Annotated in this window: 18 protein-coding genes and 1 pseudogene; 6 read left to right on the forward strand and 13 right to left on the reverse strand. The window is 64.7% G+C overall.

Annotated features, from left to right (window positions below; all coding sequences use genetic code 11):
* Positions 1 to 30: 30 nt before the first annotated feature.
* Positions 31 to 1,056, reverse strand: a complete 1,026-nt coding sequence (gene sohB, locus ACK3BK_RS16070) for a protease SohB (protein ID WP_411382866.1) — start codon at positions 1,054 to 1,056, stop codon at positions 31 to 33.
* Between the two features lie 199 nt (positions 1,057 to 1,255).
* Between sohB and ACK3BK_RS16075 the strand changes: the two genes are divergently transcribed.
* The 4 genes from ACK3BK_RS16075 to ACK3BK_RS16090 all read left to right on the forward strand — a co-directional run bounded on the left by ACK3BK_RS16075 (position 1,256) and on the right by ACK3BK_RS16090 (position 4,401).
* Positions 1,256 to 1,969 (forward strand): histidine phosphatase family protein, encoded by a 714-nt coding sequence (locus ACK3BK_RS16075; RefSeq protein WP_411382867.1) that lies wholly within the window; start codon positions 1,256 to 1,258, stop codon positions 1,967 to 1,969.
* Between the two features lie 53 nt (positions 1,970 to 2,022).
* Positions 2,023 to 2,340, forward strand: coding sequence for an SCP2 sterol-binding domain-containing protein (locus ACK3BK_RS16080; protein WP_027920549.1), 318 nt, complete (start codon positions 2,023 to 2,025; stop codon positions 2,338 to 2,340).
* Positions 2,341 to 2,541: 201 nt separating this feature from the next.
* Positions 2,542 to 3,609 carry a phosphotransferase family protein gene (locus tag ACK3BK_RS16085; RefSeq protein ID WP_411382868.1) on the forward strand — a complete coding sequence of 356 codons (1,068 nt, stop codon included), beginning with the start codon at positions 2,542 to 2,544 and terminating at the stop codon, positions 3,607 to 3,609.
* 24 nt (positions 3,610 to 3,633) lie between these two features.
* The gene (locus ACK3BK_RS16090) at positions 3,634 to 4,401 is read left to right on the forward strand and encodes an SDR family oxidoreductase (RefSeq protein ID WP_186668889.1); all 768 of its coding nucleotides are present in this window, start codon (positions 3,634 to 3,636) and stop codon (positions 4,399 to 4,401) included.
* Here ACK3BK_RS16090 and ACK3BK_RS16095 read toward each other — a convergent pair whose 3' ends face one another.
* Positions 4,402 to 5,223: a class I SAM-dependent methyltransferase gene (locus ACK3BK_RS16095; protein WP_411382869.1), complete on the reverse strand. Its 822-nt coding sequence runs from the start codon at positions 5,221 to 5,223 to the stop codon at positions 4,402 to 4,404.
* A gap of 84 nt (positions 5,224 to 5,307) precedes the next feature.
* Between ACK3BK_RS16095 and ACK3BK_RS16100 the strand changes: the two genes are divergently transcribed.
* Complete coding sequence (locus ACK3BK_RS16100) at positions 5,308 to 5,679, forward strand: GFA family protein (protein ID WP_411382870.1); 372 nt, start codon at positions 5,308 to 5,310, stop codon at positions 5,677 to 5,679.
* A gap of 31 nt (positions 5,680 to 5,710) precedes the next feature.
* On the opposite strand, the gene ACK3BK_RS16105 is transcribed toward ACK3BK_RS16100, so the two are convergent.
* Positions 5,711 to 7,804 carry a TonB-dependent siderophore receptor gene (locus tag ACK3BK_RS16105; protein WP_186668886.1) on the reverse strand — a complete coding sequence of 698 codons (2,094 nt, stop codon included), beginning with the start codon at positions 7,802 to 7,804 and terminating at the stop codon, positions 5,711 to 5,713.
* Positions 7,805 to 8,059: 255 nt separating this feature from the next.
* Between ACK3BK_RS16105 and ACK3BK_RS16110 the strand changes: the two genes are divergently transcribed.
* Positions 8,060 to 8,758 (forward strand): YoaK family protein, encoded by a 699-nt coding sequence (locus tag ACK3BK_RS16110; protein WP_186722285.1) that lies wholly within the window; start codon positions 8,060 to 8,062, stop codon positions 8,756 to 8,758.
* Between the two features lies 1 nt (position 8,759).
* On the opposite strand, the gene ACK3BK_RS16115 is transcribed toward ACK3BK_RS16110, so the two are convergent.
* The 10 genes and pseudogenes from ACK3BK_RS16115 to dmpE form a co-directional block, all read right to left on the reverse strand.
* Positions 8,760 to 9,110 (reverse strand): hypothetical protein, encoded by a 351-nt coding sequence (locus tag ACK3BK_RS16115; RefSeq protein WP_186668884.1) that lies wholly within the window; start codon positions 9,108 to 9,110, stop codon positions 8,760 to 8,762.
* A 190-nt stretch (positions 9,111 to 9,300) separates the two neighbouring features.
* Positions 9,301 to 10,164 carry a methyl-accepting chemotaxis protein gene (locus ACK3BK_RS16120; RefSeq protein WP_411384481.1) on the reverse strand — a complete coding sequence of 288 codons (864 nt, stop codon included), beginning with the start codon at positions 10,162 to 10,164 and terminating at the stop codon, positions 9,301 to 9,303.
* A gap of 42 nt (positions 10,165 to 10,206) precedes the next feature.
* Positions 10,207 to 11,190: pseudogene (locus ACK3BK_RS16125) on the reverse strand (methyl-accepting chemotaxis protein); the annotation flags it as partial.
* 112 nt (positions 11,191 to 11,302) lie between these two features.
* The gene (locus ACK3BK_RS16130) at positions 11,303 to 12,634 is read right to left on the reverse strand and encodes an OprD family porin (protein ID WP_411382871.1); all 1,332 of its coding nucleotides are present in this window, start codon (positions 12,632 to 12,634) and stop codon (positions 11,303 to 11,305) included.
* Between the two features lie 112 nt (positions 12,635 to 12,746).
* Complete coding sequence (locus ACK3BK_RS16135) at positions 12,747 to 14,102, reverse strand: MFS transporter (RefSeq protein WP_411382872.1); 1,356 nt, start codon at positions 14,100 to 14,102, stop codon at positions 12,747 to 12,749.
* 61 nt (positions 14,103 to 14,163) lie between these two features.
* Positions 14,164 to 15,177: a 4-hydroxy-2-oxovalerate aldolase gene (gene dmpG / locus ACK3BK_RS16140; protein WP_411382873.1), complete on the reverse strand. Its 1,014-nt coding sequence runs from the start codon at positions 15,175 to 15,177 to the stop codon at positions 14,164 to 14,166.
* 4 nt (positions 15,178 to 15,181) lie between these two features.
* Entirely contained in the window at positions 15,182 to 16,117 is a 936-nt protein-coding gene (locus ACK3BK_RS16145) for an acetaldehyde dehydrogenase (acetylating) (RefSeq protein ID WP_402765084.1), read from the reverse strand.
* A gap of 16 nt (positions 16,118 to 16,133) precedes the next feature.
* Positions 16,134 to 16,331 (reverse strand): tautomerase family protein, encoded by a 198-nt coding sequence (locus tag ACK3BK_RS16150; protein ID WP_411382874.1) that lies wholly within the window; start codon positions 16,329 to 16,331, stop codon positions 16,134 to 16,136.
* A 14-nt stretch (positions 16,332 to 16,345) separates the two neighbouring features.
* Positions 16,346 to 17,149 (reverse strand): 2-oxo-3-hexenedioate decarboxylase, encoded by an 804-nt coding sequence (gene dmpH, locus ACK3BK_RS16155; RefSeq protein WP_411382875.1) that lies wholly within the window; start codon positions 17,147 to 17,149, stop codon positions 16,346 to 16,348.
* Between the two features lie 12 nt (positions 17,150 to 17,161).
* A complete protein-coding gene (dmpE, locus tag ACK3BK_RS16160) occupies positions 17,162 to 17,944 on the reverse strand; it encodes a 2-oxopent-4-enoate hydratase (protein ID WP_411382876.1) in 783 nt (260 codons plus the stop codon).
* Position 17,945 lies beyond the last annotated feature (1 nt).

Genomic DNA, 17,945 nt, shown 5'->3' on the forward strand with positions numbered 1-17,945 from the left:
AAGAAAAAAATCTTCAAGGGGTTCAAGGTGTTAGCGCAAGCGGCCAAGCTTGCTCCAAAGCCCTACCAAGGTGTTCTCCACAGCACCGCTGGCGGCCACGCCGATGCGCTCCTGCAGGGATTTACGCTCGGCATAGCGGACGTGGAACAGATTGGCGTCATTGGCGCGATCACTCAGGTACTCGTCGCTGGTGCGCAGCTCGTCCACCAACTTGCGGTTGAGTGCGGCAATGCCCAGCCACACTTCACCGGTGGCGACTTCGTCGATGTGCAGTTGCGGGCGGTAGCGGGCGACGAAGTCCTTGAACAGCTGGTGGGTGATATCCAGGTCTTCCTGAAACTTCTCCCGGCCTTTCTCGGTGTTCTCGCCGAATACGGTCACGGTGCGCTTGTATTCGCCGGCCGTGAAGACTTCGAAGTCAACGTCGTGCTTTTTCAGCAGGCGGTTGACGTTGGGCAACTGCGCGACCACGCCGATCGAGCCAAGCACAGCGAACGGCGCACTGACGATCTTCTCGCCGATACAGGCCATCATGTAGCCGCCGCTGGCCGCGACCTTGTCGATGCACACGGTCAGCGGAATGCCGGCCTGGCGGATACGCGCCAACTGCGAGGCGGCCAGGCCGTAGCTGTGCACCAGCCCGCCACCGCTCTCGAGGCGCAGCACCACTTCGTCACGTGGGGTGGCGAGGGTGAGCAGCGCGGTGATTTCGTTGCGCAGGCTCTCGGTGGCGGAGGCCTTGATGTCGCCGTCGAAGTCCAGCACGAAGATCCGACCCTTTTCCTCGGGCTTGGCCTTGCCTTTCTTCTTCTGTTTTTCCGTCTTGGCCTGCTGCTTGCGCAGGGCCTTGAGCTCGGCCTTGTCGAGCAGGCCAGCTTCCAGGCGCTCACGCAGCTCCTTGTAGAAGGTGTTGAGGCGGGTGACCTGCAATTGCCCGCCGGGCTTGCGTCGACCCTTGCCACGCAGGTTGGCGATACCGGAAAGGATGACCAGGATGGCGATCACCACAGTGGCGGTTTTGGCGAGAAAGCTTGCGTATTCGGCAAGAAACTCCACATTGACTCCTTAATAGACCTGCGCCTGCACGACGCGTAACTGATGCAAGCATACCGGTGCGCCTGGGCGGCTGCCAGCATGGGAAAATGCTGGCAACACAGTTCAAACAACCTTTTCAAACGCTTGTATGTTTTTTCATTGACAGCCTCTCTGGCGCATCCTAACCTCGCAGCAACCTCCATCCCGGCCGGACATTCCAGTGGGCAATATCTACCTGATCCGACATGGCCAAGCCTCCTTCGGCGCCGACGACTACGATGTCCTGTCGCCGCTGGGTGTGCGCCAGAGTCAGGCATTGGGGGAGCACCTGGCCCAACTGGACATGCGCCTGGACCGCTGCCTGGCCGGCGACCTGCGGCGCCAGCAGGACACCGCACGACTGACACTCGACGCAATGGCCGCTGCTGGCTACGCGATCCCGGCCATAGAGACCGACGCAGCCTTCAACGAGTTCGATGCCGACGGTGTGATCCGCGCCCTGCTTCCTGCCCTGCTGCCGCACGAGCCCGAGGCGCTGCACGTGCTGCGCAATGCTGCGCAGAATCGCAGCGAGTTCCAGCGCCTGTTCGCGCTGATGGTGCAGCGCTGGCATGACGGCGAGCACGAGGCTCGCGATGGCCTGGAGACCTGGGCCGCGTTCACCGCGCGCGTTGGTGCCGGCCTGCAACGCGTCCTGGCACAAGCGTCAAGCCGCGACAACATTGCCATCTTCACCTCCGGCGGCAGCATCGCCGCCCTGCTCCACCAGGTCACCGGAATCACCCCAGCCCAGGCGTTCGCGCTGAACTGGCAGATCATCAACACGTCGCTCAGCCACCTGAAGTTCCGTGGCCGCGACGTGGCATTGACCTCCTTCAACAGCCAGGCCCACGTGCAGCTGTTGCGGATGCCGGAGCTTCTCACCTATCGATGAGCCCGGCCTGTTGTGCCCCGTGCACGCGACTTTCACCCAACAAGGAATACACCATGAGCGACGTAGCTAAAGCAGTCGAAGCGATGAAAGCCAAGTTCAACCCTGCCGCCGCCGCCGGCCTGGACCTGGTGTTCGGCTTCAACATCACCGACGAAGACAAGCACTACGCCCTGCTCGTCAAGGACGGCACCTGCGAGATCCAGGAAGGCGAGAACCCTGACGCCAACTGCACCCTGGTTCTGGACAGCGAAACCCTCAAAGGCATCGTCAGTGGCGAGACCGATGGCATGCAGGCCTTCATGGGCGGCAAGCTGCGCGTCGAAGGCGACATGATGCTGTCGATGAAGCTGAGCGAGCTGTTCCCGTCCTGAGTGATGCGAACACGTGCATGAAAAAAACCGAGGCCTGACCGGCTTCGGTTTTTTTTTGCCCGCAGCCTGCATCCGCCATTCATCAGGGGCAGTGATCGACCGGCAACACTCGCGTCGATATGACGTCTGGCACGCTTGTCCCAACCCAGGTTGGCCATTAGATTAGCCAATGATCCTTGCGACCGAGAATAAGGAAAACGCATGACGCTCACCGACCAGTCCACCCAGGTCCGCCCCGGCGAAGAACTCGATGCAGCCATCATCGATCCTTACCTCAAGGCGCATATCCCGGGCCTCGCAGGCACTCCGAGCATCAGCCAGTTCCCCGGCGGCGCATCCAACCTCACGTACCTGGTCGCCTATCCCGAACGCGAGTTCGTGCTGCGTCGCCCGCCCTTCGGGCACAAGGCCAAGTCGGCCCATGACATGGGCCGCGAGTTCCGCATCCTCAACCAGCTCAACGACGGTTTCCCGTTCTGCCCAAAGGCCTATGTGCACTGCACCGACGAATCGCTGATCGGCGGTGAGTTCTACGTGATGGAGCGGGTCAAGGGCATCATCCTGCGCTCGGACCTGCCGCCCGAACTGAACCTCGACGCCGGCCGCACCGAGGCGCTGTGCAAGAGCTTCATCGACCGTCTGGTGGAACTGCACCAGGTCGACTACAACGCCTGCGGCCTGGCTGACCTGGGCAAGCCCGAAGGCTACGTGCAGCGCCAGATCGAAGGTTGGTCGAGCCGCTACGAAAAAGCCCTGACCCCGGATGCGCCGCGCTGGGAACAGGTGATCGCCTGGCTGCGCGAGAAGATGCCCGCCGACCACCCGCGCCCGGGCATCGTGCACAACGACTACCGCTTCGACAACGTCATCCTCGATGCCAGCAACCCCATGCGCATCATCGGCGTACTGGACTGGGAGATGGCGACCATCGGTGACCCGCTGATGGACCTGGGCAACAGCCTGGCCTACTGGATCGAGGCCGACGACCCGGCACCGGTGCAACTGATGCGCCGCCAGCCGAGCAACGCCCCGGGCATGCTGACTCGCCGCCAGTTCGTCGACTACTACGCCGAGCGCGCCGGCATTCGCATCGACAACTTCGACTTCTACTACTGCTACGGCCTGTTCCGCCTGGCCGGGATCGTGCAGCAGATCTACTACCGCTTCTTCCACGGCCAGACGCAGGACAAGCGCTTCGCCCAGTTCATCCACATGAACCGGCTGCTGGAGCAGATGAGCCTGCAACTGATCGGCAAATCCACCCTGTAACCGGCGACAACAAGGAAATCCAGCATGTCCAAGACCCAACTGTTCGACCTTGACGGCAAGATCGCCTTCGTTTCCGGCGCCAGCCGCGGCATCGGCGAAGCCATCGCCCACCTGCTGGCCCAGCAAGGGGCCCATGTGATCGTCTCCAGCCGCAAGCTCGACGGCTGCCAGCAGGTCGCCGACGCCATCATCGCAGCCGGCGGCAAGGCTACGCCGGTGGCCTGCCATATCGGTGAGCTGGAACAGATCCAGCAGGTGTTCGCCGGCATCCGCGAGCAGTTCGGACGCCTGGATATCCTGGTCAACAATGCCGCCACCAACCCGCAGTTCTGCAACGTACTGGACACCGACGTCAGTGCCTTCCAGAAGACCGTCGACGTGAACATCCGCGGCTACTTCTTCATGTCGGTGGAAGCCGGCAAGCTGATGCGCGAGCACGGCGGTGGCAGCATCATCAACGTGGCGTCGATCAATGGCGTGACACCAGGCTTGTTCCAGGGCATCTACTCGGTGACCAAGGCTGCGGTGATCAACATGACCAAGGTCTTCGCCAAGGAGTGCGCGCAATTCGGCATCCGCTGCAATGCCCTGCTGCCGGGCCTGACCGACACCAAGTTCGCCTCGGCGCTGGTGAAGAACGACGCCATCCTCAACGCCGCCCTGCAGCAAATCCCGCTCAAGCGCGTGGCCGACCCGAGCGAGATGGCCGGCGCGGTGCTGTACCTGGCCAGCGACGCGTCGAGCTACACCACCGGCACGGCGCTCAATGTCGACGGCGGCTTCCTTTCCTGATCAGCCCTTGCGCGCCTGCAGCGTGTAGCTCAACGGCAGGCGCTCGGGCCGCTCGGCCAGGCGCCACTCGCCGTCTTCGCCCTTGAGCATCTGCCCGGGCAACGCCTCCCACGGGATGCTCCGGTGCTCGACCAGGGCGGTCAGTTGCATGCCCTGCTCAAGCAGCGCCGTGATGATTTCGCCAAGGCCGCGGTTCCAGGAATGGGTCTCGGTCTGCGCCAGGCGATGCTCGCTTTCGACGTAGGTCTGGTCGCTGTGGAAGATGACCGGGGCCTCGTGCTCGAAGTACGGAAAGTCGACCTGCAGGCGATCGGCGTGGGTTTCGTCGAGCGTCCACAGCATCGGATGGCCCTCACGCAGGAACAGCCGCCCTCCCGGCTTGAGCAACGCCGCGACATTCTGCGCCCAGCGCTGGATGTCCGGCAGCCAGCACAGTGCGCCGATCCCGGTGTAGATCAAGTCATAGCTCGCCTTGGGCAGCACCTCGCTGGCGCGGTAGACGTCCGCCTCGACATAGTCGATCTCCACGCCACAACGCTCGGCCAGCAACCGCGCCTGCGCCAGCGATGCCGGCGAAAAGTCCAGCCCGCTGACCTGCGCGCCCAGGCGCGCGAGCGACAAGGTGTCGGTGCCGATATGGCATTGCAGGTGCAAGGTCTTGAGGCCTTGGATATTGCCCAGGCGCGGCAGGTCGAAGCGCACGACTTCCGAAAGATGCGTGGCAGACTGCACGAAGCATTCGACTTCATAGCCCGGCGAGGCGGCGTGCAACGGCGCCCGCTCGTCCCAGTTGGCGCGGTTGAGTTCCAGTGACGGATTCATGGACACTTCCCTGTGCGGAAAACCGCCACGTTAACCGGCCAGGGTGCAGGCCGACAACCTGTCATTCAAGGAGAGAGCGTCAGCATGAAGACCTACAAGGGCGGCTGCCTGTGCGGCGCGATCCGCTTCGAGGCCGAGGGGCCAGCGGGCAATCCTCACCACTGCTCGTGCCGCTGGTGTCAGCAGCATACCGGGGCTCTGGTGGCGAGCTGGGTGGAGTTCGATCGTGCGCGGGTGCGCTGGGTGGGTGCTGGCGGAGCACCCGACACCTGGCGCTCTTCGGATTATTCCAGTCGGGCGTTCTGCCGGTTCTGCGGCAGTTCGATCGGGGCAATTGACGATGCGCCAACGGTGGCGTTGCTGCTGGGGTGTTTCGATGAGATCGAGGACGAGCAGCTGGTGCCGACCGGGCATTCGTTCGAGGACCGCTGCCCGGAGTGGATGCGTCAAGGTTGATGAGGTTGGGACCGCTGTGCGGTCCCTCAGGTCACAGCGACAGACTCATGCTCACACTCAGGTTGCGCGGCTCGCCCGGCATGTTCCACGCCGCGTTGTAGCCGCGCTCGTAGTACTTGCGGTCGAAGACGTTGTTCAGGTTCACCCCGAAACTCAACTGCTCGCTGGCCTTGTAGTGCGCCAGCAAGTCCAGCGTGCTGTACGCCGGCAGGCGCAGGTCGCCGCCCGCCTGCCCGGAACGCTCGCCCACGTAGTTGGCCGAGGCGCCGACATCCGAGCCCCGCAGCCAGCCATTCTGGAACTCGTGCACCACCATCAGGCTGCCGCTGTGCCGGGGAATGCCCAACAGGTCGCTGCCCTTGGGCAGTGCTGCATCGCCCTTGGTGACCTCGGCATCGATGTAGGCATAGGCTCCGATCACCCGCACGGCCTCGGTGAGCTGCCCGCTGAACTGCACGTCCAGCCCCTGGCTGCGCGCCTTGCCCGCAGCGATGCTTTCACCAAAGGCATCGGTGGTGACGACGTTTTCCTTGTCGATGCTGAACAACGCGACAGTCGCACCCAGCCGACTGTCGAACAGGTCGAGCTTCAGACCTGTCTCATAGCCCAGCCCTTTCTCAGGCTTGTACACCTGGCCCTGGGTGCCGATGGCATTGGGCTTGAACGAGGTGGAGGCGTTGGCGAACACCCCTACTTCCGGCGTCCATTGATACAGCAGCCCCACACGCGGTGTTGCGACTTCCTTGACCTGGCTGTTGCTTACCCCGGTGGCGCGGTTCAGCGCGGTCTGCTCGACCCGCTCCAGGCGCACACCGAGCAGGCCACGCCAACGCTCGTCGAAGATGATCTGATCTTGCAGGTTGAGGGCCTGGCTTTCGGTGCGTTCGAAGAAGTCGTTGGGGTTGATCAGCGGCGGCTTGGGCTGCCCGTAGACCGGCTGGTAGATGTCCAGCCCGTAGCCGAGCGACGTGGCGCTCTGTGGGTATTTCTGGCTGTTGCGGTAGTTCTCGTACTCCAGGCCGATCAGGCTCTGGTGCTGCCAGCCGAGAAAATCGAACTGCCCGTGCAGTTCGGCCTGAGTGATGTTGTCGTTCCACTCGAAATTGCGTTCGCGGTAGAAACGGCTGATCGTCTGGCCGACTACCCGCGACGGCTCCGAACTGTTGCCGCGCAGATGGCCCTGGGTGTAGTGGTTGGCCAGGCGCAGTTTCCAGTTGTCGTTCAGGTGACGTTCCAGGGCCAGGTCAAGGGTCTGGTTGTCGTTGCGAATGTGGCCGTCGTTGGGCTCGCCGAGAAAGGTCGAGCGCTTCACTGAACCCAACTGATTGTTGACCGCCGGAATGCCCCGGTCGAACACCGATTCGGTGCGCGAGAACTCGGCATCCAGCAACAGGCGCGTGTCAGGGTCGAGTTGCCAGATAAGCGAGGGGCTGACGATCTGTCGGCGACTGTCGACGTGATCACGGAAGCTGCCGTTGTCCTCCACTGCCAGGTTGATGCGCGACAGCAGGCGCCCCTCCTCGTCCAGCGGCGTGTTGACGTCCAGGCTGCCGCGGTAGCGATCCCAGGTCCCGGCGCTGGCCTTCAGGCGGGTGAACGCCTCTTCCTGCGGACGCTTGCTGACGATATTGACCAGGCCGCCCGGATCGCCGCGCCCGTAGAGGCTGGCGGCCGGGCCCTTGAGCACCTCGATGCGCTCGATGGTCGAGGTGTCCGGTGCACTGTAGCTGCCGCGGTTGATGGCAAAGCCGTTCTTGTACAACTCACCGGTGGTGAAACCGCGCACGCTGTAGTTGAGGAAGGTCAAGCCACCGAAGTTGTTCTGCCGGGTGACGCCACCGGCAAAGTCCAGGGCACGGTCGATGCGCGTGCTGTTGAGGTCTTCAAGCACCTGGCTGGGCACCACGGCGATGCTCTGCGGCGTGTCGCGCACATCGGTATCGGTGCGCGTCGCGGTGCTCGAGCGGGTGGCGCGGTAGCCCTGCACCGGGCCGTCCGCGCGCTCCTGCAGATGACTGTCGCTGACGGTCAGGGCCTCGAGTATTACAGGTTCGGCAGCACTGCCGGGCAGGCCGAACACAGACAGGGAAAAACCCAGGCAGAGCCGGGCGGGGGAAAGTTTCATCAACGACGCTCCTAAATTTCATGTAATAACATAACAATTTATGAACGATGCGAGGAGTACCCGGATGAGAAAAAACCGCATTTGCCCGTCAACCTGTAGTTTACGGCTCGGGTATACTCGCGCTTCCGGCCCGCTTCCAGGAACCGCCCCATGGTTGAAAACAGCTTTGCCTTCCGCTTCCAGGCATTGCTCGAACACCACAAGCTGACCCTGCAAGCCGAGGGGCGGTTGGGCTGATTCAGGGAGAGAGCTGCGATGCTACCGGGAACTGCGTCACTCGACAGCCAGCGTCAACAGCGGGTACAGCGCCGCGGCACGGTGGGGTTGTACTTCGTTGCCGCCTTGTCGGTACTCGCCGGCATGACCGATGCCATCGGTTTCATGGCCACCGGCGATTTCGTTTCGTTTATGAGCGGCAACACCACGCGCCTGGCGGCCTCGCTGGGCAGCGCCGATCTGGGGCCGGTGCTGCGCCTGGCGCTGGTGATCGCGGCGTTCGTGCTGGGCAACGCACTGGGGGTGGTCGTTGCCGCCAGAAGCGGTCGGCGCCACTGGCCGTTGCTGGGTGTGATCGCCCTGCTGCTGGCGGTCGCCGGCATGCTGCCAGAGCCCATGCAACTGCTCGCGCTACTGGCGGCGGTGACCGCGATGGGCATGATCAATGCGGTGGTCGAGGAAGTGAACGGCCTGCCGATCGGGCTGACCTACGTCACCGGCGCGCTGTCGCGTTTCGGTCGCGGCTTGGGCCGCACCCTGTTGGGTCAACAACGGCTCGGGTGGCGCGTGCAACTGGTGCCCTGGAGCGGCATGTTCATCGGGGCGGTGTTGGGGGTGTTGCTGGAACAGCGCTTCGAGCGTGCGGCACTGCTGGCCAGCGCGCTGACCGCCCTGCTGCTTGCCGTGGTCTCGTGGAAGATTCCACGGCGTTGGCAGTTGCGCTACATGCCACGCTGACTCACAGGCAGGTCGCCGCCGCAGCCTTGCGCTGCAGTGCAACCATGTCGTTCTTGCGGGCGTAGTAATCGACCCGGGTCCCGCCGGCCTGCGGGTAGACGTCAACGAAGGACTCCGCCTCGCGGGTGTACACCGTCAAGCCACCGCCCTTGCGCGTTTCCAGGTAACCACTGGCGTCAACGCCGAAGCGCGACTCTTCCTGCCAACTGAACTGGATGCACTGGGCCACCAGCTCCGGCGCTTTCTGCGAGTCGAGGCGCGCGCTCGGCTGGCCGTTACGCGCGGCCTCCATGGTCGACGAAGCGCAGCCAATCAACATCAGGGCTGCAGCCATCGGCAGTAGTGCTCGCATGTTCCATCCTCGGGGCAAAAAAGAAGCGACTGTAGCACTGGCGGTGATCGCGCGTGAATGCTCGGGCAGCGAAGTGCATCATGCCAGGGTTCCGCTGGCCCTCCTGCCGTGCTGCGCCTGAGGCCCGGACGACCATCGCCCTTGCCGGCGTTGACCACAGCTAAGGTGGGGAGGCGCGGCTTACCCGCAATCACACCACGAACCGCTCGACCATCTCCTGCAACTGCTCCCCCAACCGCGCCAGCTCGGCGCTCGAGGCCGCTGTTTCTTCACTGGCCGCTGCCGTCTGCTCACACACCTGGCGCACACCCAGCACATTGCGGCTGATCTCCTCGGCCACCAGGCTCTGCTGTTCGGCGGCAGCAGCAATCTGCTGGTTCATCCCCTGAATGCTCGACACCGCCTGGGTGATGCTGCCCAGCGCCACCCCGGCCTGACGCGTAAGCTCGACACTGCGATCGGTCAAGCCACGCCCGGCATCCATGATCGTAGCCGCCTGTTCGGCACCACTGCGCAGGCCCTCGACCAGCGCTTCGATTTCCTCGGTGGACTGCTGTGTACGCTGGGCGAGGCTGCGCACCTCGTCGGCCACCACGGCAAAACCACGCCCCGCCTCCCCTGCCCGTGCCGCCTCGATGGCGGCATTCAAGGCCAGCAGGTTGGTCTGTTGCGCCACGGCCTTGATCACATCGGTGACACTGGCGACCTTGCCGCTCTCCTGGCGCATGCGGTTCATCGCCTCGGTGGAGCGCGCCACCTGCGCGGCCAGTGTCTCGATCTGGACGATCACCGCAGCCACGACCCGATCGCCCTCGCCGGCCTGGTCGTCGGCATGCGCGGCGGCGTGGGAGGCCTGTTCGGCGTTGGCGGCCACTTCCTGCACGGTGGCGGCCATCTGCTGCATGGCGCTGGCCACCTGGTCGGTGCCCAGTCGTTGATGGTTGGCGCCGCTGCTGGTCTGCTCGGCCACGGCCGCCAGCGATCCGGTAGCGTCGGTGAGCTGCGCCACACCGTCGCGAATACCACCGATCAACCCGCGCAAGGTCTGGGTCATGCGCTGCACACCACGCTGCAACTGGCCCAGTTCATCGCCACGGACACTCGCCTCGAAGGCCGTGAGGTCGCCTGCGGCAATCCGCTCGATCCGCGCCAACACCGCGCGCACCGGACCAGTGATCTGGCGCGTGATCACCGCTGCGGCCAGCGCACCGAGCAACAATGCCAGCACCGTGCTGAGCCATAGTCGGGTACGCGCCTGGGCGCCTTCGGCGTCGCGCGCCTGCAGTTGCTCTCGGTGCAGCGCCTCGCTGCGTGTCCACATTTGCGCGCCCTGGGCGATCATGTCCCTGCCACTGCTGGCAATTGTCTCTACGGCGCGGGTGTATGCCTGCAAGGCACTGACCTGCTCGCCCAGCAGTGCCTGCAACTGCGCGAGGCTGTCCTGCTGCCCGTCGCCCAGTTGCCCGGCCAGGCGCTTCACGACCTGCAAGGTGTATTGCAGTTGGGCGGCGGCGCGTTGCTCGTGCTCGGCAGCGGGGTTGGCCAGGTAGACGGCCAGCAGGTAGCGTGCCTGGAGAAACTCGCCACGGGCGCGGCCGACGGCCAGCGCACCACCTGGAACGGCCTCCAGCGTCTCGAGCAGGGTGGCGCTGTGCCCGCCATGGGTGTCCAGCGCCTCACGCGCCTCGCCGGCGGCCTGGAACGCCACGCGCATGACGCTGAACAACTGCTGGAACCTGCCGATGTACAGCGCCTGCTCCTTGAGCAGCTTGATACTGTCCGCGTTGTCGAGGCTGCCGATCAGCCGCTGCTGACGGGCGATGAAAGCCGCGATACTGGCCTGGACGGCTTGTGCAGCAGTCTCCTCGCCCTGGCTGATCATGTAGTGCAGGCGGGTTTCGCGAACCTTGTTCAACAACGTGTTCAGTTGCGCGATGTCTTCCAGGTGATCGCTGCTGCCGATCAACTTGCCCAGGCTGGACCCGCTCTGCAGCGCGAGGACCAGAGTGAGGGCCAGCACCAGGGCAAAGCCCAGCGCCAGTTTGAGCTTGATGCCCAGGTTGCCGAGCCAGTGGGTCATGGGGAGTCTCGAAGTCGATGATAGGGGTTGACGGTGCCGGCCCCTTGCAGGCAAACCCGCCCTCACAGGCGCGGGCTTGCTGCGATGGGGCCGCGAAGCGGTCGGCTGTGCCTCAGAACAACGGCAGGCTGTAGGTGATGTAGAGACGGTTCTCGTCCAGGTCACGCTGGTTGGCGTAGGTGCTGCGCAAGCTGGCGTTGCGCCAGGAGAACGACAGGCCCTTGAAGGTCTCGCCCTGCACGGCATAGGTCACCCAGAAATCGCGTTCCCATTCATGCTGGTCGCCCTGCGCCGACTTGATGTTGTCGCCGCGCTGGTAGGCCAGCAGCGTCGTCAGACCCGGAATGCCCACAGAGGCGAAGTTGTAGGTGTGCTGCGCCACCCAGGTCCGCTCCCCGGCTTTCTGGAAACGTGCGCCGGTCTGGCGGTCGGTGATCAGGTAGGTGGCCGAGCCATCGCCCTGGTTGACGAAGGGGAAATCGCTGTCGCCTTCGAGCTGCTGGTAACCCAGGCTGAATCCATGACCACCGAGGCTGTAGGTGAACAACCCGGCGAACGCCTGATTGTCGACCTTGCCGTTGTTGCCGAAACCGGCACTGCGATAGCCCTCGGCGCGCCCGGCCACACTGCCGTTGCGCCCCGACGGGCCACTGTCGAAGTAACGCAGGTCGGTCTTGAGGCTGCCCACCGGCAAGGCCAGTTGGTGCACCAGGCCGACAAAGTGCTGGCGGTAGAAGTCCTCAAGCTCGCCGTAGTAGTACTGCAAGGTCAGGTCGCGGCTCACGGCGTAGTCGACGCCGAAGAAGTTGAACGCATTGCTGCGCTTGCCCAACGGCCCGCCCGCCCCGGCGATCGCCATGCCTTCGTTGTTCGACGAGTTGCGGCTCTTGACCCGCTGGATCTGCCCGCCGGTGAAGGTGAAGTTGTCCAGGTCACGCGAGGTGACCTGCAAACCTTCGAAGGTTTCCGGCAACAGGCGACCGTCGTTGAGCGTCAGCACCGGCATCTTCGGGCGCAACGTGCCGAGCCGCGCCTCGGTCTTGGCAACGCGCAGCTTGCCGGTCACGCCCAGGGTGCTGAACTCATCGACCGCACGACCATCGCTGTCGGTGGGAAACGCCAGGCCACCGCGATTGGTACTCTGCGGGTTGTAGTGGGTGCCCTTGCCCGAATCCAGACGGATGCCAAGCATGCCCAGGGCATCGACACCGACACCGACGGCGCCCTCGGTGTAGCCGGAAGTGAAGTCGAACAGAAAGCCCTGGCCCCACTCCTCCTGCTTGGACGGGTTGGCGCTGCCGCTGCGGTTGTCCTGGTTGAAGTAGATGTTGCGCATTTCCAGGCGCGCGTGTGAATCCTCGATCAGGCCGGCGGCCTGGGTGGTCAGGGGGGCCAGCGCCAGGGCGATCAGCCCGGGAGCGAAAGAAGACCGTTTGCAAGACATACTGTGTGTTCCTCGATTCTTGTTGTTATGTGCAGCGCCGAACACCGGGCGCAGGCAAGCCGCGCCCGACGCCGCTTCTGTCAGGAAGCGGGCGCTGGTGTTGGTTCAGGGATCAGGAGTGCGCGGGAGGCGCTTCAGCCGGCCAGGGCGCAGATGGCCGGATGCTCAGCCGGTACAGCACGAAGATCGCCGCCGCACCTGCCACCACCGGGATGGCCAGCCAGTGGAAGAACACCACGGGCGTACCGGCCGCGGCGATCAGCCAGGCCCCCAGGGTCGAGCCGACGATGGAGCCGGAACGCCCGCAGGCCATGGCCCAGCTGACCCCGGTGACGCGGGCCGCTGTCGGGTAGATGGTCGCCGAGACCAGGTTCAGGCCGTTCTGCGCACCGGCCACGCCGAAACCGATCAGGAACACCGCCGCCGCCAGGCCATAGATATCGCCCATCAGGTAACCGGTGACCGCGATCACCACCGCCGCCCCCAGATAGGAACAGGCCAGCACGCGATACGGCCCGACACGATCCATCAGCAGCGCCAGCAGGATCGCGCCGACCGTGCCGCCCAGCGGCACCATGGCCCCGATGCGTGCGGCATGGGCGATGTCGTAGCCGGCGTCCTTGAGCAGGCTTGGCAGCCAGCTGGTCAGGAGGTAGAAGACGAACAGCGAACAGAAGAACGCCAGCCACAACAGCAGGGTGCGCACCGCGCGGCCCTCGATGAACAGGTGCGAGATCGGCGAACGCACCTGCGCAGGGCGCTCGTCGTCGAGGATGGTCACCCCGGCATAGCTACTGCCGGTGATGCGCTCGACCACCTTGCGCAAGGCATCGCCATGCTTGGGGCTCGAAGCCATGAAGCGCACCGATTCAGGCATCAGCCAGACCAGCAGCGGCAGCATGGCCAGCGGCACGATACCGCCGATCATCAGCACGCCACGCCAGCCGAACAGCGGGATGATATGGGCCGCAAGCATACCGCCCAGCGCAAGGCCGGCGGTGAAGCCGCTCCAGCTCAGGGTGACCATGATCATCCGCCGCCGCGTCGGAGAGTACTCCGAGCTCAGGGTGATGCAGGTGGGCATCGCCCCACCCAGGCCGATACCGGTGACGAAACGCAGTACGGTCAGCGACTCGATCGAGTGGGCATAGGCCGAGGCCAGGGTGCCGACGCCGAACACCAGCACCGACACCAGCAGCACGCGCTTGCGCCCGATGGCATCGGCGATGGGCCCGAACACCAGGCTGCCGACCAACAGGCCGAACAGACCGGCACCGAAGGCCGGCGACAATTGTGCCGGTAGCAGGCCCCATTCCTCACGCAGGGCCGGGGCGATGTAGCCGATCGCGGCGGTGTCGAAGCCGTCGACCAGTACGATCAGGAAACACAGGGTAAGAACGATGATCTGGTAAGGCGAGATTCGTGCGTTATCGATGATCTCGCCGATTCGGGCAGTGTGCTGGCTCATGGTATTTCCCCTTTTTATTAGGCTTGTGGTTGGGGCAAAGCATTGGCAAGGCGTTGTGGTTTCAGGGTCGCAGCAGGTCCAGGGCAACGTCGACGATCATGTCTTCCTGACCGCCCACCATCTTGCGACGGCCGAGCTCGACGAGGATGTCCACGGTGTTCAGGCCATAGCGGCGAGCAGCGACCTCAGCGTGGCGCAGGAAGCTGGAATACACCCCGGCATAGCCGAGCGCCAGGGTTTCACGGTCGACCCGCACCGGGCGATCCTGCAAGGGCCGAACGATATCGTCGGCCGCGTCCATCAGCCGATACAGGTCGGTGCCGTGATTCCAGCCCAGGCGCTCGGCGGCCGCGATGAACACCTCCAACGGCGCGTTACCGGCACCGGCACCCATGCCGGCGAGGCTGGCGTCGATGCGGTCGCAGCCCGCCTCCACCGCGGTGATCGAGTTGGCCACGCCCAGGCTGAGGTTGTGGTGGGCGTGCATGCCGGTCTCGGTGGACGGGTCGAGCACCGCCTTGAACGCCTCGAAGCGCTCGCGCACATCCTGCATGTTCATCGCGCCGCCCGAGTCGGCCATGTACACGCAGGTGGCGCCGTAGCTTTCCATCAACTTCGCCTGCTGCGCCAACTGCTCGGGCGCCAGCATATGGCTCATCATCAGAAAGCCCACGGTGTCCATGCCCAGCTCGCGGGCGTACTCGATGTGCTGGCGCGAGACATCGGCTTCGGTGCAGTGGGTGGCGATGCGCACCACCCGGGCACCAGCGTTGTAGGCATCCTTGAGGTCATGCACGGTGCCGATGCCAGGCAGCAGCAGCGTGGTGATCTTCGCGTGGCTGATGACCTCGGCCACCGCCTCGATGTACTCCAGGTCCGAGTGCCGGCCAAAGCCGTAGTTGAAGCTCGAGCCCTGCAGACCGTCGCCATGGGCGACCTCGATCGAATCGACCTTGGCCTGGTCCAGCGCGCGCGCGATGTCACGGGCCTGTTGCAAGGTGTACTGATGACGAATGGCATGGCTGCCGTCGCGCAGGGTGACATCGGAAATATAGAGTTTCTTGCCGGCGTTCATGTGTTCAACCCTCCACGAACTGGGTAGCGGCGATGCGCTCGGCACAGGCCACGGCCGCCGAGGTCATGATGTCCAGGTTGCCGGCGTAGGCCGGCAGGTAGTGCGCGGCGCCCTCGACCTCGAGAAACACCGAAGTCTTCAGCCCGCTGCGCAGCCCCAGCCCCGGGACATTCACCGGCTGGTCGGCCGGGATCACCTCGAACTGCACCTGCTGCTTGAGACGATAGCCGGGCACATAGGCCTGCACGGCCTCGACCATGGCCAGGATCGAGCGCTCGACCGCCGCCTGATCCGCCGGCTCCGAAAGCACGAACACGGTGTCGCGCATCATCAGCGGCGGCTCGGCCGGATTGAGGACGATGATCGCCTTGCCCTTCTGTGCCCCGCCGAGTTTCTCGATGGCGTGGGAGGTGGTTTCGGTGAACTCATCGATGTTGGCCCGGGTGCCGGGGCCTGCCGACTTGCTGCTGATCGAGGCGACGATTTCACCGTAATGCACCTTGGCCACGCGCGACACGGCGGCGACGATCGGTATGGTGGCCTGGCCGCCGCAGGTGACCATGTTGATGTTCGGCGCGGCCAGTTCGGCATCCAGGTTGATCGCCGGAATGGTGAACGGGCCGATGGCGGCGGGCGTCAGGTCGATGACCTTGATCCCATGTTCCTGCAGCAGGGCATTGTGCCGCGCATGGGCGCCGGCGCTGGTGGCATCGAAAACGATGCGAATATCCTTGAAACCCGGCAGCGCCAGCAGGCCCTCGACCCCCTTGGCGGTGGTGGCCACGCCCAGGCGCTCGGCCCGCGCCAGGCCATCGGAGGCCGGGTCGATGCCAACCATGGCGCCCATCTTCAGGTGCTGGCCGTTGCGCAGGATCTTGATCATCAGGTCGGTGCCGATATTGCCCGAACCGATGATGGCAACGCTGATCTTGTCGTTCATTGTCGTGGTCCTGTGTTCAGGCTTTGGCGCGGCGTTCGGCGAGGGTCTGGCCACCGGCGGCCCACTGGGTCTCGGGGATTTCCTGCAACAGGACGCGCACGCTCTGGACCGGTACTTCGAGGCTGTCGGCGATGGCCAGGGTGACCTTGTCCAGCAGCGCGCGCTTCTTCTCGGGCGTGCGGCCTTCGGCGATATGGATGATGGCAATAGGCATGTCAGGTACTCCTGTCAGCGTTGGCCGGACGAGGTGAAGCGCATCGACACGCTGCCCAGGTGCTGGTAGCGCACGGTAACGTTGTCGCCCGCCTGCACTGCAATGGCCTCGGTGATGCCGCCAGTCATGATGAAGGTGCCCGCCGGCAGCTCGCGGCCCTTGGCACCGAGCATGTTGGCGAGCATCGCCACGCTCTGCGCCGGGTGCCCGAGCACCGCCGCGCCGGCCCCGGTGGCGACCACTTCGCCGTTCTTTTCCAGCACCACGCCCAGGCATTTGAGGTCGATACCCTCGACCCCGGACATACGCCCGCCCGTGACAAAACGTGCCGACGAGGTGTTGTCGGCAATCACGCTCTTGAGGTCGAAACGGAAGTTCTCGTAGCGCGAATCGATCACTTCGACCGCCGGCACGATGAAATCGGTGGCCGCCAGCACGTTGCCAACATGCACGCCCGGCCCTTTGAGCGGGTGCTTGAGGACGAAGGCGATCTCGGCCTCGACCTTGGGGTGGATCAGGCTGTCGACATCGATGGCCGCGCCGTCGAGGCTCGAGCCGTAGTCGGTGAGAAAACCGTGGATCGGGTCGGTGACGCCCATCTGTTTCATCTTGGCGAACGAGGTCAGGCCCATCTTCAGGCCGGCGATACGCACGCCACGGGCCTGCTTGCGGGCGCGGATGGCGTCCTGGATGGCATAGGCGTCGTCCCAGTCCATGTCGGGGTGGGCGTCGGTGATCTTGGCCACCGCCTCGCGCTTGAGTTCGGCGTTTTCCAGGTGTTCGGCCAGTTGGGCGATGGTGGCTTGGGACAGGTTCATGTGGGTTTTCCTTCAAACGAAGCGGACAGCGGCCGAGCCGATGCCGCCGAGGCTGATACGCAGTTGGTCGCCGGCCTGCACCGGCACCATGGCCGCCAGCGAACCGGAGAGAATCACCTCGCCCTTGTTCAGCGCGATGCCGAGGCGGCCGAGGGTGTTGGCCAGCCAGGCCACGGCGTTGGCCGGATGGCCAAGCGCGGCGGCACCGGCGCCGGTGGCGACGATCTCGCCGTTCTTTTCCAGGGTCATGCCGATACAGGCCAGGTCCACGTCACGCGGATCGACGCCGCGATCGCCCAGCACGAAGGCACCGGCCGAGGCGTTGTCGGCGACGGTGTCCTGGATGCGGATCTTCCAGTCGCGGATGCGCGAGTCGACGATCTCGAAGCACGGCATCACATAGGCGGTGGCGCGCAGCACATCGGCCACGGTGACGCCCGGGCCTTGCAGCGACTCCTTGAGCACGAAGGCAATCTCACCCTCGGCCTTGGGCGCGATGAGGCCGTCGATCGCGATAGCCGTGCCATCGGCGTGGAGCATGTCGCTGAGCAGGTGGCCGAAGTCGGGCTGGTCGACGCCGAGCATGTTCATGACGACCTGGCTGGTGACGCCGATCTTCTTGCCCAGCACGCGCTCGCCGGCATCGAGGCGCGGCTGGATCATCGCCAGTTGCACCTGGTAGGCCTGCTCCAGGGTGATGTCGGGGTAGGTTTCGGTCAGCGGCGCCAGGGCCTGGCGGGACGTCAGGGCCTGGTGCAGCTGCAGGCCGGCGTGCTGGATATCGTTCAGGTTCATG

This window comes from Pseudomonas sp. L7, assembly GCF_046605565.1.
GTDB classification, from domain to species: Bacteria; Pseudomonadota; Gammaproteobacteria; order Pseudomonadales; family Pseudomonadaceae; genus Aquipseudomonas; species Aquipseudomonas wayambapalatensis.

What these genes read in the sequence shown, in the direction of transcription:
- ACK3BK_RS16080 (WP_027920549.1), top strand. Translation starts at nt 2,023, where the DNA reads ATGAGCGACGTAGCTAAAGCAGTCGAAGCGATGAAAGCCAAGTTCAAC.
- ACK3BK_RS16085 (WP_411382868.1), top strand. Translation starts at nt 2,542, where the DNA reads ATGACGCTCACCGACCAGTCCACCCAGGTCCGCCCCGGCGAAGAACTC.
- ACK3BK_RS16090 (WP_186668889.1), top strand. Translation starts at nt 3,634, where the DNA reads ATGTCCAAGACCCAACTGTTCGACCTTGACGGCAAGATCGCCTTCGTT.
- ACK3BK_RS16095 (WP_411382869.1), bottom strand. Translation starts at nt 5,223, where the DNA reads ATGAATCCGTCACTGGAACTCAACCGCGCCAACTGGGACGAGCGGGCG.
- ACK3BK_RS16100 (WP_411382870.1), top strand. Translation starts at nt 5,308, where the DNA reads ATGAAGACCTACAAGGGCGGCTGCCTGTGCGGCGCGATCCGCTTCGAG.
- ACK3BK_RS16105 (WP_186668886.1), bottom strand. Translation starts at nt 7,804, where the DNA reads ATGAAACTTTCCCCCGCCCGGCTCTGCCTGGGTTTTTCCCTGTCTGTG.
- ACK3BK_RS16110 (WP_186722285.1), top strand. Translation starts at nt 8,060, where the DNA reads ATGCTACCGGGAACTGCGTCACTCGACAGCCAGCGTCAACAGCGGGTA.
- ACK3BK_RS16115 (WP_186668884.1), bottom strand. Translation starts at nt 9,110, where the DNA reads ATGCGAGCACTACTGCCGATGGCTGCAGCCCTGATGTTGATTGGCTGC.
- ACK3BK_RS16120 (WP_411384481.1), bottom strand. Translation starts at nt 10,164, where the DNA reads ATGACCCAGACCTTGCGCGGGTTGATCGGTGGTATTCGCGACGGTGTG.
- ACK3BK_RS16130 (WP_411382871.1), bottom strand. Translation starts at nt 12,634, where the DNA reads ATGTCTTGCAAACGGTCTTCTTTCGCTCCCGGGCTGATCGCCCTGGCG.
- ACK3BK_RS16135 (WP_411382872.1), bottom strand. Translation starts at nt 14,102, where the DNA reads ATGAGCCAGCACACTGCCCGAATCGGCGAGATCATCGATAACGCACGA.
- dmpG (WP_411382873.1), bottom strand. Translation starts at nt 15,177, where the DNA reads ATGAACGCCGGCAAGAAACTCTATATTTCCGATGTCACCCTGCGCGAC.
- ACK3BK_RS16145 (WP_402765084.1), bottom strand. Translation starts at nt 16,117, where the DNA reads ATGAACGACAAGATCAGCGTTGCCATCATCGGTTCGGGCAATATCGGC.
- ACK3BK_RS16150 (WP_411382874.1), bottom strand. Translation starts at nt 16,331, where the DNA reads ATGCCTATTGCCATCATCCATATCGCCGAAGGCCGCACGCCCGAGAAG.
- dmpH (WP_411382875.1), bottom strand. Translation starts at nt 17,149, where the DNA reads ATGAACCTGTCCCAAGCCACCATCGCCCAACTGGCCGAACACCTGGAA.
- dmpE (WP_411382876.1), bottom strand. Translation starts at nt 17,944, where the DNA reads ATGAACCTGAACGATATCCAGCACGCCGGCCTGCAGCTGCACCAGGCC.